Source organism: Gelidibacter sp. (assembly GCF_053579655.1).
The window spans coordinates 19,187-32,822 of the sequence record NZ_JBMDWE010000016.1; the positions used below are offsets into that span (position 1 = coordinate 19,187).

Genomic DNA, 13,636 nt, shown 5'->3' on the forward strand with positions numbered 1-13,636 from the left:
AATGATCGAGGAAGGAGTTTATTGAGTTTTACAATTCAAAATAGGTGTTTAAATTTTCTATAATTTCTGAATTCTCTTTCCTTTCATTTCGACAAGCTCAATGTACGAGGAAAGGATTTTTATATTCACGATTAGTATATAAATATCAACTCTTAATTAATCTTCCGAATTTGCGTTAAGGATGGAGGCATTGTTGGAGCTCCTCGAAGAGAGCGACTGCCGACAGCCTGACCCGCTAGGGGAACGCCCAAATACTAAAGATTAAAGTGTTTGATATAAGTTTCCAAATCCTTATCCCCACGCCCTGAAAGGCTGACCACGATGATATCATCTGGTTGAAACTTTTTATGTTCAAAAACAGCTAAGGCATGCGAGCTTTCAATGGCGGGAATGATGCCTTCCATTTTGCATAATTCCATGCCCGCGTTCATTGCGTCATCATCGGTAATAGCTATAAATTCTGCACGGCCGCTTTTGAACAAATGGGCGTGCATCGGGCCGACACCAGGATAATCCAATCCAGCCGAAATACTATAAGGTTCTGTGATTTGTCCGTCAGGAGTTTGCATCAACAGTGTTTTACTGCCATGGATAATGCCTTCGTTTCCGAGTACTGATGTGGCAGCACTTTCGCCGGAGTGCACGCCTTTTCCGGCGGCTTCGGCAGCAATGAGTTTAACCTCTGTATCGTCCAAAAAGTGATAGAATGCCCCAGCAGCATTACTGCCACCACCAACGCATGCCACGACATAGTCTGGTTTGGTAGTGCCTTCTTTTTCCTTGAGTTGCCATTGGATTTCCTCAGAAACAACTGCTTGAAAACGCGCGACCATATCGGGATAAGGATGCGGACCAACCACACTACCGATAATATAATGGGTGTCGACAGGATTGTTAATCCAATCGCGAATGGCCTCGTTAGTCGCGTCTTTTAAGGTGCGACTTCCCGAAAGTGCGGGAACTACTGTTGCGCCCAACATCTTCATTCGGGCAACGTTTGGCGCTTGACGGGCAATGTCGATTTCGCCCATATACACAATGCATTCCAAGCCCATTAGTGCGCAAACAGTTGCTGTTGCCACACCATGTTGACCAGCGCCAGTTTCAGCGATGATGCGGTGTTTTCCGAGGCGTTTGGCCATCAGAATCTGTCCAATGGTATTGTTGATTTTGTGCGCACCTGTATGATTCAGGTCCTCGCGCTTTAAGTAAATCTTGGTATTGTACTTCGCGCTCAATCGCTTTGCGAAATAGAGTGGGGAAGGGCGGCCAACGTAATCCTTAAGCAAGGCATTGAATTCTTCCTGGAATTCTGGCTCAGCCATAACTTTGAGATAGTTTTGACGTAATTCTTCCACATTTGGATAGAGCATTTCTGGAATGTATGCGCCTCCAAATTCGCCGTAATAACCTTTGTTGTTGATGTTGTATGTCATAGTCTTCATTCACGAGAAGGCGGGAAACCGTTAGGTTCAGCGCAGCTAATCTCCTATTTTATTGGTTCAAAAGACCTCACAGGTTTTCCAAATCTGTGAGGTCTGGTTTAATTCTATTTTTAAATTCTTTTAATGATGTGATATTCTTTAGTCCAGGTTCAATTTCAAATTTGCTGTTGATGTCAATGGCATGGCAATATTGAGATTCCTGCTTTCGCAGGAATTCGTTGATGTTATCAACTTCCTCTAAACCAATTCCGCCACTTAAAAAGTATGGTTTGGTTGAAGGATAGTTTTTTAATACTTCCCAATTAAAGGTATAGCCATTACCTCCTGGTAATTGTCCTTTGGTATCAAACAAAAAGTAATCGCATACCGATTCATAAGGTTTTAAATGTTCAAAATTGAAATGGTCTTTGATTGAGAAAACTTTAATAATTCCTGCGAAGGCAGGAATCTCATTGTCATTGCGAGCGGAGCGTGGCAATCTGGAGATTACTTCATCGTTGTCCTCCTTGAAATGACGTTTCAGTTCCTCGCAAAACCCCACTGTTTCCTCCCCGTGCAACTGAACTAAATCTAAACCATAATGTTCTACTTTTACTACAATCTCCTCAATAGATGCATTCACAAAAACACCAACTTTCTTGATGTTTTTAGGCAACTTCGGAATGATGCCATTGAAAAAACGAGAGGATTTCTCATAAAATATAAACCCAAGATAATCTGGTTGAAGCTCAGCAATATCAGCAATGTTATTCTGATATTTCATACCACAAATTTTGATCCTTACCCCAGCCCTTTCAGAAAGAGAGGGGTTTTGATTTGGAGTTTTTATGATGATTTTGCTGTTCATTTAACTTTAGGTTATTCTCTAATTTATTGTAATTCTTTTATAAAAGTCCTTGCACTTTCTCCCGCATTATCGGTTTTCATGAAGTTTTCTCCAATTAAAAAGCCTCGGTATCCATAAGGTTTCAACGCTTTGATTGCTTCAATATTACTTATGCCACTTTCTGATATTTTTAAAAAGTCATTAGGAATTAACGAGCTTAAATGTTTGCTGGTTTCCAAACTGACTTCAAATGTTTTTAAGTTTCTGTTATTAACACCAATCATATCTAAACTAGGCATAACGGATTTGTTTAGTTCATCTTCATTATGGATTTCTAAAAGCACTTCGAGGTTTAGGCCTTTTGCCAATTCTGAAAATTGTTTAATTTCTACTTTGGATAAAATAGACGCAATGAGCAAAATGACATCGGCACCGTAAGCTTTGGCTTCCAAGATTTGGTAGGGATGGATGATGAATTCTTTACGCAACAAAGGCAATTGACAACTGGCTCTTGCCAAAAGTAAATCGTCCAATGAGCCGCCAAAATATTTAGCATCGGTTAAAACCGACATGCCACAAACTCCCGCCGATTCATAACCTTGTGCGACATCAAAGACACTTAGTGTCTGATTGATCACAGATTTTGATGGTGAACGGCGTTTGTGCTCGGCAATGATACCTGAAGTACTGTTTCTTAATCTTTCGGTAAGTGAAACTGTGTCTCGGTCAAACAAAACCGATCGTTCCAATTGTGACGTTGGAATGATTGATCTTCTTAAATCAACTTCTTTGCGTTTGTCTGCGACGATATGGTCTAATATATTCATGTTTTTCAGTCTGCAGTCTGCAGTCATCAGTCTTCAGTAGGTTGGATTGCTTACTGTGGACTGAAGACTGCGGACTAAATTTTACTTATTTCAACTAATTTTTCAAATTTCGCTTTCGCTTTTCCGCTTAACAAAGATGCTTTTGCTGCTTCAAAACTATCTTCTACCGATTTTTGGGTTACCGTAGCAATCGCCATGGCGGCATTGGCACAAACGACATTGTTTTGCGCTTCGCTACCTTGGCCATTTAATATTTTCGTAAATATTTTTGCTGCATCTTCTACAGAATCGCCGCCGTAAATATCACTTTGTTCTAGAGTGTTCACTCCAAAAAAATCGGGAGTGATTATGGTTTCTGAACTGTTTCTGATCACTTTGGTTGGTCCGGTCAATGAGATTTCATCATAGCCATCCAAAGCATGTAGAATGGTATAGTTGATATCGGTGTTTTGGTAGAGGTAGCTATACATTCTGAGCAATTCTAAATTAAATACGCCGACCAATTGGTTTTTTGGAAATGCCGGATTTACCATGGGCCCCAACATATTGAAAAAAGTTTTTACAGCCAAATCCTTCCGGATCGGGGCCACATTTTTCATCGCAGGGTGGAAGAGCGGCGCGTGCAATACACAAATGCCAGCCTCATCCAAAGAACGTTTCAAAAAATCGATATCTGAAGTGAATTTAATGCCTAAATATTCCATGACATTGGAAGAGCCACAAGCCGAAGAAACACCATAATTGCCATGTTTGGTAACATTGACACCGGCGCCTGCCGTCACAAATGAAGCCAAGGTTGAAATGTTAAACGTATCTTTTCCATCACCACCTGTGCCACATAAATCGATGCCATTATAGTCGGCTAAATCGACGTGCAAGCACAATTCTAAAAGAGCGTCCCTAAAACCTTGCAGTTCTTCAATGGTCACGCTTCGCATCATATAAACCGTAAGGAAAGATGCAATTTGGCTTTGGTTGTAGTCGCCTTTTGAGATATTTACCAAGACGTGTTTGGCTTCTTCGCTTGAGATGCTTTCTTGGTTGATGAGTCTGTTGAGTATGTGTTTCATAATATTAAAGTCTGCAGTCCGTCTTCAGTCTTCGGCTGGATCTTGATTTGACTGCCAACTGAAGACTGAAAACTGCTTACTGATTTATCCAATTTTCCAAGATCTTTTTCCCCTGAGGTGTCAATACCGATTCTGGATGGTATTGTACCCCTTTTAAATCGTACACTTTATGACGTAAGGACATCACTTGACCATTTTCATCAAAGGAGGTAGCTTCCAATACTTCTGGTAAATTTGGATCGACGACCCAAGAATGATAACGCCCAACTTCAATGGTTTTATCCAAGCCGTTGAAAAGAGATTCGTCAGTTACGCAACTGGTTACTTTAGTGGCCACACCATGATACACTGAATCCAAATTGATCAAAGTGCCTCCATAAACTTCGGCAATGGCCTGCTGACCCAAGCACACGCCCAATATACTTTTTGTTGGCGCGTAAGTTTTGATGATGGCTTTTAATAATCCCGCTTCTTCAGGAAGTCCTGGCCCTGGGGATAATACGATTTTTTCAAAAGCGTCTACCTCGTCTAAGGTTAGTTGATCGTTTCGTCTTACAGTAACCTCGCAGCCCAAATCTTCAAGATAATGAACGAGGTTGTAAGTAAAACTGTCGTAATTGTCTATAACTAGTACTTTCATATTTATTCCCGCGACGGCGGGGATCTCAGATTAAAAAGTTAAATTTTGTTTTTTGAATCTTTTTGGATTCCATTTTCGGTCTATCGCGTAACTTGAATTTAGCTCAAAATAAACCCTTCCGTCTTCAGTTTCTTTTCTGAAACTGAATCCACCTTCCCTTGAAATAAGGGAAGGAATTATTTGCTGTTTCAATACTTTCCTCTTAAATCTCCTCAGCCATCTCAATCGCCTTGGTCAATGCTCCTAATTTATTATATACTTCCTGAAGTTCATCCTCAGGTTTTGACTTGGAAACTATTCCGGCACCAGCCTGCCAATGCAAGTGATGGTTTTTACTCAAGAAGGTTCGAATCATAATGGCATGGTTGAAGTTGCCTTCAAAATCCATAAAACCAATAGCACCACCATAAAAATCACGACTTGTTTTTTCGTATTTTTCAATGAGCTGCATGGCCTTGAATTTTGGCGCACCACATAATGTTCCTGCTGGAAAGGTATCGGCTACCATTTGCATGGTGGTCGTGTCCTCGTGCTTTTTGCCTGTGACCTTGCTTACTAAGTGAATGACGTGTGAGAAAAATTGAACTTCTCTATATTTTTCGACAGTGACCTGACTTCCATTACGACTGAGGTCGTTTCGTGCCAAATCGACCAGCATGACGTGTTCCGCATTTTCTTTGTCGTCAATGGCTAATTGTTTGGCGAGTTCTGCATCTTTTTCATCATTTCCCGTACGTTTAAAAGTGCCGGCAATAGGATGAATTTCTGCTTTGTCTCCGTGGATGACCAATTGTGCTTCAGGGGAACTTCCAAAAATTTTAAAATCGCCATAATCAAAATAGAAGAGGTAGGGCGACGGATTGATACTTCTCAAAGCACGATATACGTTAAATTCATCGCCTTTAAATTGTTGTGAGAATTTTTTTGATAGTACCAATTGAAACACATCGCCTCTAGCACAGTGTTTTTTTGCTAGCAATACTTGCTCTTTATATTCGTTGTCCGTTGAATTGGAAAACGTTTCTCCCGAGGTTGAAAAATTAAAAGCGGCGAAGTTTTTTGATTTGATGAGTTGTAATATTTCGTCAATATTATTTTCGGTATCAAAACAATGCGCAAACACGTAGGCCTCATTTTTAAAGTGGTTGATGGCAATAATGTTTTGATAAACGGCATAATAAATATCCGGAATATCTTGATGGTCTTCTTTTTTTGAGATTTCAACATCTTCAAAATATCGAACCGCATCATAAGCAATGTACCCGAAAATACCATTATTGATGAACTTAAACGTGTCATCAGAATGGATCTTAAAACGTTGTGTGAAGTTATGGATAACACGAGCGACATCCGTAGCGGCATCAATGGTCTGTGTGGTGATACTTTTATCAGGAAATGTTTCAGTAATCACTTCATTTTTGACTTTTATCGACGCGATCGGATTGCAACAGATGTAGGAAAAACTGTTGTCATTGCCATGGTAGTCACTACTTTCCAAAAGAATGCTGTTCGGATATTTATCCCTGATTTTCAAGTAAATGCTCACAGGCGTGATCGTGTCTGCAAGAATTTTTTTGTAATGTGTGTATAGACTGTAAGTTTTCATATAAATTTCTAATGTCATTTCTGTGTATCTGACTGTCGGTAGACAGGTACGGAAATCTTAATAATTTTATTCTTTTAAAAAATGTGATAAATCGTCCCAATTGGGATTAAAATCTTTAATAAGATTTATTTTCCATTCTCGATTCCACTTTTTGATTTGCTTTTCTCTTTTAATGGCCTCCATCGCATATTCAAATTTTTCATAATACACAATTTTGTTCAAATTGTATTTATTGGCGAATCCTTTACTATATTTCTTCTTATGTTGATGAATCCTTTCATTGATTTGACCTGAAAAACCGACATAAATTACAGTGTTGTACGTATTTGTCATAATATAAACAAAGAAGGTTTTTTCTTGAAACATAATTGAATCTTGTCACATTATATATAACTTCTCTTGTGGATTTCCGCCTTCGTGGAAATGACAATTACTACAAATGAAAAAAGGCCTGTCGTGAATGACAAGCCTTTTTTATATTAATATTTAAATATACCTATAGCGTTACCTCACGAATGTTGTTTCGAAAAGTTCCACCACCAAGTATGATTTAAATTTGTGTTCATGTTATTGTTTTGCCAAATATAGAAATGAAAATTTAAGTTTTCAAATTATTTCGAAAGAAATTTTAAAAAAAGAATCCTGCAGTTGCAGGATCCCAATCAATAAAACGTGCTATTAATCACTTTTTGATTTAAAATTTAAGGGTAACGTTTAACTCAAATTCATCGTAAATAGCTTTGTCTTTAAGGCCATCAAAGAAACTTGCTGATCCGTATTTAATCTCGTATTTTGTTCTGTCCACTTTTAAGTTGGCTGTAGCGGTGTTGTTTTCTTTTACGGTCATATCAAAAGTATTAGGAAAGGTGATGCCTTTGATGGTCAAATCTCCAGTGACTTTATATTTCCCGTTTTTTCCTTGAACTTTAGTGATCACAAATTTTGAAGTAGCGTGGTTGTCCGTACCGAAAAAATCATCTGATTTTAAATGGCCTTCAAGTTTACCTTTCATTTCGCCTTCTAAATCCGTAACATTTAAGGAAGACATATTCATAATAAATGTACCGCCAGTTAATTGTTTTTTGCCATCAAAATGCAAGGTGCCTTCTTGAAGTTTTATGGTGCCTTCATGTTCGCCTGTTATTTTTCGGCCTTTCCAAGTGATTTCACTGTTAACGACGTCGACGTTCTTTTTGGTTGAAACGTTGAATGTGCTTGCTGCAAAAGCAATGGCTAGAATAAATGTAATTTTCATAAGGTTTTCTTTTTTTTAATTGTAATTGAATTAATGTTTAATTTCTAAGCTTTGTTAATAAAATATTTAAGGTTTTGAGTTCTTCTGTCGTTAAGGACGACATTAATTTTGCTTCTGTATTTTCGATCAAAGGATCTATTTCTTTTAAAAATTCTAAACCTTGCGCGGTAATGAATATTTCAACTTTTCTGCGATTTTTTTTACATACAAAACGCTCCACGAAGTCTTTTAAAATAAGCTTGTCGACCAATCTTGTGGTATTACTCATTTTACTGACCATCCGATTTTGAATGTCTTGAAGGTTGGCAGCCTTTCCTTTTTGACCTCTTAATATTCTGAGCACATTAAACTGTTCAACAGAAATATCAAAAGGTTTTAAGATGTTTGAAATGGTATCTTTAATCGCAACACTGGTATACGAAATATTCAAAACGGTCCGTTTTGCCAAGGGAATTTGGCTACTGGTCATTATGATATGTTCTATCTCTTTCATGTACAACAATTGTATATACAAATGTACGTTTGGTTTTTTGATTTGCGATCAACTGAAGCTATAATTTTTTGTTAAAGTTTAATTGGACGGCAAAGGGAGTTATATTTTTATACCATGAGAACCTTATTAGTATTATTTGTAGTTATTATGACGTCTTGTAAGAATGAAACAAGCCCGTCCACATGGCATTCAACCACTGATGAAACTTCTAAATATGTGGCAGAGCCTTTGGAGGTTTACGATTTTGAAGGTCTAAAGCCATTTTTGGAAACGGACACCGATAAAGTTTATATCGTCAATTTTTGGGCGACCTGGTGTGCACCTTGTATTAAGGAGTTGCCTTATTTTGAAGCCGTAAATGCCGCTTATGCTGATAAAAATGTGGAAGTGTTATTGGTAAGTTTGGATTTCCCTAAAAAGTATGATTCCCATTTAAAGCCGTTTGTAAAAAAACATGAATTAAAATCGAAAGTCGTAGCTTTGAATGACATGGATTCCAACACTTGGATTCCGGCAATTAATCCGGATTGGTCTGGCGCCATTCCTGCAACTCTTATTTTTAATAAAGATAAACGACAGTTTTATGAGCAGACTTTTACTTATGAAGAATTAGAAACCGAATTAAAACAATTTTTAAAATAATCCTCGTCCTTTCTAATTTACACAATGGAATAATTATTGAGTAGACTAGACCAGAAAACGATTTAAAATAAAGTCATGAAAAAAATAATAGGAATTTTCGCTGTAATTGCGATTGTTGGATTATCGGCATTTACAACCGTTAGTAGCGGCTATAAAATTGGAGATATCGCCACCGATTTCAAATTGAAAAATATTGATGACAAAATGGTCTCGTTATCTGATTACAAAGATGCTAAAGGTTTTATCGTCATTTTTACGTGTAATACCTGTCCTTATTCGGTGTCTTATGAAGATAGAATTGTAGCTCTCGATAAAAAATACGCATCTAAAGGCTATCCTGTTATTGCCATCATGCCAAATAATACGGACATTCAGCCTAAAGATAATATGGAAGCCATGAAGCAAAGAGCGAAACAAAAAGGCTTTACGTTTCCATACTTAATGGATGAAGGGCAGAAAATTTCTCCGCAATATGGCGCGACGAAAACGCCTCAAGTTTATTTGATTCAAAAAAGCACTAAAGGGAATGAGGTTAAATATATAGGTGCCATTGATGACAACTATCAAGATGCCCAAGCCGTCCAAACTAAATATGTTGAAAACGCGGTTGATGCACTTTTAGCTGGACAACCGATTAAACAGACTGAAACCAGAGCCATAGGTTGCTCCATTAGACTATAAAGAGGAATCCTTGAAAAACGCCTAATTTTGTTGGGTTTAAATGTTAAAAATGAATCTGAGGTGTAACACTTCAGATTTTTTTTGGTCTATATCATAAAGAAATGTTAATTTTGTCCTTTTAAATATAATAGCTATGGCAGATTTATCACAACAAGAATGGGCATCACAATTGGAGAATGACAGTAACGCCGTCATTATCGATGTAAGAACCCAAGAGGAAGTCAACGAAGGTTATATTCCCAATGCTATTCATTTAGATATTTATAAAGGTCAAGAATTTATCGACGGCATAAAAAAATTGGATCCTGATAAAAGTTATTATGTGTATTGCAGATCTGGAGCTCGCAGCGGGCAAGCCTGTTCGATAATGAATCAGCTCGGATTTGAAAAAGCCTATAACTTAATGGGAGGTTTTAGTAATTGGAACGGACCATCCACAAAATAAAACATGATTTTTTTTTATAAGAAAATTAAGCCTATCCCTATGAAACGTATTTCGTTGATTTTTGTCGTAGTTTTTACGTTCCTTTTAATAGGTTGTAAGAAAGAATCTGATGACCAAATAACATTGGTAACGCCAGAGGAGATGCTGTCGTTGATGGAAATGGATGATGTACAATTGGTCGATGTCAGATCGGCTAAGGACAGGATTGACGGCTTTATAAAAAATTCACAGAATATAGATTTTAATTCGCCAACCTTTGATCAAGACATTCAGAAATTGGACAAAACAAAGCCAGTTATTTTATATTGTCGATCTGGTGGCCGCAGTGCAAAATGCGCCAAAAAACTTAAGGATGCCGGTTTTGTCAAAATCTACGATCTTAAAGGTGGCATGACCCAATGGCGTTTTGATGACCATGAGGTAGAGGTGGACCAGTAAATATTGGGTATTTTTTATTTTTATTATTTATTCTTGTAATACAGCATTTATAAAGGCTTCTGGTATTTGTTTGTAACTTTAAAAGCACATAAAACCTAGACTTCAAGCCTGATTTAATTAATTTTTTAAAGCCATTTTTTGTGATTTTTATCTAAAATGGATACTTTAGCTCGATAAGAGGCCATGATTTTTCTCTTAACCTGAGTTCGATATAAGTATTTAGCAAAAAAGAGCCAATTGTGTTGTATTTGTGTTTCAAACTTAATACTCGTTTCTTTTCTTGAAAAGAATAACCAATAAGACTGGCGATTAAATGAGTATTAAAATTACCAAAACTCCTATGTCTGGAATGTTCTGCTTGAGGAATGTTCTTTAATTGGTCGTTAATGGTCTCTATGACCGAAAGTTCTCTGGGCAATATCTTATTCTTCATAGTCATCATCATATTTTTCATTTGAAATTTTTTAAACTTGAAGTAAATACATACGGTTTTGAAGAATTTTTATTGATTTTTTTCTAAATAATTTTTTGAAGCGATTGTCTATGGAATGACATGATCTGACTTATACTATTAATTGGGCTCATTAAAATTAATTTATAGATGTCATATAGGTATAACAGAATTGGTAAAACTAAATTATGCTGATAACCATAAAGAGCTCTTGATATTTAATGGTTCCTAACGACAAGTCTTTAACAATTGAATCTTTGTCTAAGAAAAGATTAATAAGCTGTTCTTTCTATCTACAATAAAAATAATCATGAAAAATGTTTTCTTTCTCCTACTGTTCATTCCATTAGTAAGCTTTTCCCAACAAAAGGAAAAAATAGCCAGGATTGATTCAGTACTTACGTATTTAAATCAACGACAACTCTTTAATGGTACAGTCCTTATCGGGGAAAAGGGTAAAGTTCTTTATGAGAAGGCGTTTGGTATTGCCGACCCTAAAACTTTAACACCCTTAACATCCGCTTCATCTTTCAACCTCGCTTCAGTATCAAAACAGTTTTATGCCATGATGATCATGATGCTAAAAGAACAGGGGAAATTGAATTATGATGATCTTGTTCAAAAACATCTGCCCATTTTCCCTTATAATAATATCACTATTCGTCAGTTGATGAACCAAGTATCTGGCCTACCTGAATATTTCGAGATTGCGGAAGGCAATATGATTTTACTTGATACGCTCACGAATCAATCGATGCTCAAATTACTAGCGGAAAAAAAACCGGCGCTTTTATTTGAGCCAGGGGAGCGATGGGAGTATTGCAACACCAACTATACAACGCTTGCTTCTGTCATAGAAAAAGTTTCCGGGACAACCGTTGATAAATTCTTTGAAAAAGAAATTACAGCACCATTAAAATTATCCAACACCTATGTATATAATCTTACTATGAAATCCTATCCAGCATCTCGTGTGTTTGGCTTTCGTTATGTTGGTGGTAAACCAGAACTGAATGATCTCACACGCATTGATGGCATTGTAGGCGATGGAAATGTTTATGCTTCAGTTGAAGACCTTTACAAATGGGATCAGGCACTTTATACTGAAAAACTGGTAAAGAAATCGACATTTTCAGAAGCAATCACACCAGGCAGGTTAAATAATGGTGATAAAACAAAATATGGTTTTGGCTGGCAAATTATTGAATCAGGTAAAATACTTGCTCACACTGGTCATTGGGCAGGTTTTGGATCCCTCATTGTCCGCTATATCGATAAGAATCAAACACTGATCTTACTTGACAACTCTTCCAATTCTTATGCTCATAATCTTATAAGAAACATTTGGGAAGATAAATCCATCACACTACCCACTACCCATCTCATCACGAATGTGAAAGTGATTGATGGCACTGGTCTTCCTGCTTTTGAAGCAAGTGTGCGAATTGTTAATGATCGCATTGGTGATTTGGGTAAACTCACGCCTTTCCTTAACGAGACTGTTACTGACGGTAATGGAAAAATACTTTCCCCTGGTTTTATTGATAACCACAGTCATCACTACGGAGGACTCGAAGATCATCCGTCGGCTATAGCTGTTATTAGCCAAGGTATCACTACAATTGTTGCTGGTCAGGATGGTGAGTCGGTACCTATTGATTCTATTATCGCGTCGATAAATAAAATTCCGACAAGTGTGAATGTCGCTACTTATACAGGACAAGCATCACTGCGCGAAAATTATATGTCAGACAGCTTATTGCGAAATGCCACCAATTCAGAAATTGATTCCATGAAGGTCATGCTTGAAAGTGAGATGGATAAAGGTTCACTTGGCTTAAGCACCGGCCTCGAATATGAAGCCGCATTTTACAGTACACGAGATGAGGTAGTGGAATTATCTAAAGTTGCCGCGTTAAAAGGAGGTCGCTATATCAGCCACTTACGCAGTGAAGACATTCATTTAGAAGAAGCTATTGATGAAATTATTGAAATAGGGAGACAGGCAAAAATTCCTGTGCAGATCACACACATCAAAATTGCGATGCGCAGCAAATGGGGCAACTCTGATAAAATATTACGCCAATTAGAAACGGCACGTCTCGAAGGCATTAACATTACAGCTGACGTTTATCCGTACACTATGTGGAACTCCACACCACGTGTTTTATTTCCCAATAAAGATTTTGACAATCTCAAGAGTGCTGAATTTGCTACACGCGAATTGTTTGATCCCGAAGCTTCGGTCATGGTTAAATACACACCAAATCTTGCATGGCAAGGAAAGACTGTTAGTGAAATAGCAAAAATAAATAATGAAAGCACGGCACAAAGTCTCATGCGCATCATCCGAGAATCTGCTGCACCTGGAGAAGATGCTACTATCATAGCTAAAAGTATGAGTGAAACTGATATCAGTAATTTTATTAAGTGGCCTTTTAGCAGTATTTGCACAGATGGAGTGATGCGAGGTCATCCACGTGGCCATGGATCTTTCACACGTGTGCTCGGTCGTTATGTTCGCGAGCAAAAACTAATTCCCCTTGAGAACGCTATTCAAAAAATGACGAGTCTTGCGGCAGAAAATGTTGGAATTAAAAATCGTGGTCTCATTGCACCTGGTTACTTTGCGGATCTTGTTTTGTTCGATCCTGACACCATTATTGACAAAGCAACTGTTGAAAATTCTTCGGCCCTTTCTGCAGGAGTTAATTATGTTTGGGTCAATGGTAAACTAGTTTATCACGATCAGAAAGCGGTACCTAATTTTTCGGGGAGATTTGTAAAGCGAGGGAATTGATTTCAGAAAGAAAGTTT

General features: G+C 37.5%; 14 protein-coding genes and 1 pseudogene. 5 read left to right on the forward strand and 10 right to left on the reverse strand.

The window, feature by feature from the left end:
- Positions 1–254: 254 nt before the first annotated feature.
- From trpB to ACOH2D_RS09705, 9 genes are all read right to left on the reverse strand, one after another.
- Entirely contained in the window at positions 255–1,436 is a 1,182-nt protein-coding gene (gene trpB, locus ACOH2D_RS09665) for a tryptophan synthase subunit beta (RefSeq protein WP_348035402.1), read from the reverse strand.
- Positions 1,437–1,512: 76 nt separating this feature from the next.
- On the reverse strand, positions 1,513–2,292 hold the full coding sequence (locus tag ACOH2D_RS09670; protein ID WP_510172140.1) for a phosphoribosylanthranilate isomerase: 780 nt from the start codon (positions 2,290–2,292) through the stop codon (positions 1,513–1,515).
- Between the two features lie 23 nt (positions 2,293–2,315).
- Positions 2,316–3,098, reverse strand: coding sequence for an indole-3-glycerol phosphate synthase TrpC (trpC, locus tag ACOH2D_RS09675; protein ID WP_449535094.1), 783 nt, complete (start codon positions 3,096–3,098; stop codon positions 2,316–2,318).
- A gap of 74 nt (positions 3,099–3,172) precedes the next feature.
- Complete coding sequence (gene trpD / locus ACOH2D_RS09680) at positions 3,173–4,168, reverse strand: anthranilate phosphoribosyltransferase (RefSeq protein WP_449535095.1); 996 nt, start codon at positions 4,166–4,168, stop codon at positions 3,173–3,175.
- Positions 4,169–4,244: 76 nt separating this feature from the next.
- Positions 4,245–4,808, reverse strand: coding sequence for an anthranilate synthase component II (locus tag ACOH2D_RS09685; RefSeq protein ID WP_449535096.1), 564 nt, complete (start codon positions 4,806–4,808; stop codon positions 4,245–4,247).
- Between the two features lie 202 nt (positions 4,809–5,010).
- The gene (locus ACOH2D_RS09690; protein WP_449535139.1) at positions 5,011–6,414 is read right to left on the reverse strand and encodes an anthranilate synthase component I family protein; all 1,404 of its coding nucleotides are present in this window, start codon (positions 6,412–6,414) and stop codon (positions 5,011–5,013) included.
- A gap of 66 nt (positions 6,415–6,480) precedes the next feature.
- Positions 6,481–6,780, reverse strand: a complete 300-nt coding sequence (locus tag ACOH2D_RS09695; RefSeq protein WP_449535097.1) for a GIY-YIG nuclease family protein — start codon at positions 6,778–6,780, stop codon at positions 6,481–6,483.
- Positions 6,781–7,108: 328 nt separating this feature from the next.
- The gene (locus tag ACOH2D_RS09700; protein WP_348038093.1) at positions 7,109–7,669 is read right to left on the reverse strand and encodes a YceI family protein; all 561 of its coding nucleotides are present in this window, start codon (positions 7,667–7,669) and stop codon (positions 7,109–7,111) included.
- Positions 7,670–7,706: 37 nt separating this feature from the next.
- The gene (locus tag ACOH2D_RS09705; RefSeq protein WP_348038095.1) at positions 7,707–8,162 is read right to left on the reverse strand and encodes a MarR family winged helix-turn-helix transcriptional regulator; all 456 of its coding nucleotides are present in this window, start codon (positions 8,160–8,162) and stop codon (positions 7,707–7,709) included.
- Between the two features lie 114 nt (positions 8,163–8,276).
- On the opposite strand from ACOH2D_RS09705, the gene ACOH2D_RS09710 reads away from it, so the two are divergent.
- The 4 genes from ACOH2D_RS09710 (at position 8,277) to ACOH2D_RS09725 (ending at position 10,368) form a co-directional block, all read left to right on the forward strand.
- Positions 8,277–8,804, forward strand: coding sequence for a TlpA family protein disulfide reductase (locus tag ACOH2D_RS09710; RefSeq protein ID WP_348038097.1), 528 nt, complete (start codon positions 8,277–8,279; stop codon positions 8,802–8,804).
- A 75-nt stretch (positions 8,805–8,879) separates the two neighbouring features.
- Positions 8,880–9,485 (forward strand): thioredoxin family protein, encoded by a 606-nt coding sequence (locus ACOH2D_RS09715; RefSeq protein WP_449535098.1) that lies wholly within the window; start codon positions 8,880–8,882, stop codon positions 9,483–9,485.
- A gap of 133 nt (positions 9,486–9,618) precedes the next feature.
- The gene (locus ACOH2D_RS09720) at positions 9,619–9,930 is read left to right on the forward strand and encodes a rhodanese-like domain-containing protein (RefSeq protein ID WP_449535099.1); all 312 of its coding nucleotides are present in this window, start codon (positions 9,619–9,621) and stop codon (positions 9,928–9,930) included.
- 39 nt (positions 9,931–9,969) lie between these two features.
- Entirely contained in the window at positions 9,970–10,368 is a 399-nt protein-coding gene (locus ACOH2D_RS09725; protein WP_449535100.1) for a rhodanese-like domain-containing protein, read from the forward strand.
- Between the two features lie 219 nt (positions 10,369–10,587).
- Here the strand turns inward: ACOH2D_RS09725 and ACOH2D_RS09730 are convergent.
- Positions 10,588–10,822 (reverse strand): annotated as a pseudogene (locus ACOH2D_RS09730) (transposase); the annotation flags it as partial.
- 307 nt (positions 10,823–11,129) lie between these two features.
- Between ACOH2D_RS09730 and ACOH2D_RS09735 the strand changes: the two are divergent.
- Positions 11,130–13,619 (forward strand): serine hydrolase, encoded by a 2,490-nt coding sequence (locus ACOH2D_RS09735; RefSeq protein ID WP_449535101.1) that lies wholly within the window; start codon positions 11,130–11,132, stop codon positions 13,617–13,619.
- Positions 13,620–13,636 lie beyond the last annotated feature (17 nt).

Coding starts and splice junctions, on each gene's coding strand:
- trpB (WP_348035402.1), bottom strand. CDS start 1,436: ATGACATACAACATCAACAACAAAGGTTATTACGGCGAATTTGGAGGC.
- ACOH2D_RS09670 (WP_510172140.1), bottom strand. CDS start 2,292: ATGAACAGCAAAATCATCATAAAAACTCCAAATCAAAACCCCTCTCTT.
- trpC (WP_449535094.1), bottom strand. CDS start 3,098: ATGAATATATTAGACCATATCGTCGCAGACAAACGCAAAGAAGTTGAT.
- trpD (WP_449535095.1), bottom strand. CDS start 4,168: ATGAAACACATACTCAACAGACTCATCAACCAAGAAAGCATCTCAAGC.
- ACOH2D_RS09685 (WP_449535096.1), bottom strand. CDS start 4,808: ATGAAAGTACTAGTTATAGACAATTACGACAGTTTTACTTACAACCTC.
- ACOH2D_RS09690 (WP_449535139.1), bottom strand. CDS start 6,414: ATGAAAACTTACAGTCTATACACACATTACAAAAAAATTCTTGCAGAC.
- ACOH2D_RS09695 (WP_449535097.1), bottom strand. CDS start 6,780: ATGTTTCAAGAAAAAACCTTCTTTGTTTATATTATGACAAATACGTAC.
- ACOH2D_RS09700 (WP_348038093.1), bottom strand. CDS start 7,669: ATGAAAATTACATTTATTCTAGCCATTGCTTTTGCAGCAAGCACATTC.
- ACOH2D_RS09705 (WP_348038095.1), bottom strand. CDS start 8,162: ATGAAAGAGATAGAACATATCATAATGACCAGTAGCCAAATTCCCTTG.
- ACOH2D_RS09710 (WP_348038097.1), top strand. CDS start 8,277: ATGAGAACCTTATTAGTATTATTTGTAGTTATTATGACGTCTTGTAAG.
- ACOH2D_RS09715 (WP_449535098.1), top strand. CDS start 8,880: ATGAAAAAAATAATAGGAATTTTCGCTGTAATTGCGATTGTTGGATTA.
- ACOH2D_RS09720 (WP_449535099.1), top strand. CDS start 9,619: ATGGCAGATTTATCACAACAAGAATGGGCATCACAATTGGAGAATGAC.
- ACOH2D_RS09725 (WP_449535100.1), top strand. CDS start 9,970: ATGAAACGTATTTCGTTGATTTTTGTCGTAGTTTTTACGTTCCTTTTA.
- ACOH2D_RS09735 (WP_449535101.1), top strand. CDS start 11,130: ATGAAAAATGTTTTCTTTCTCCTACTGTTCATTCCATTAGTAAGCTTT.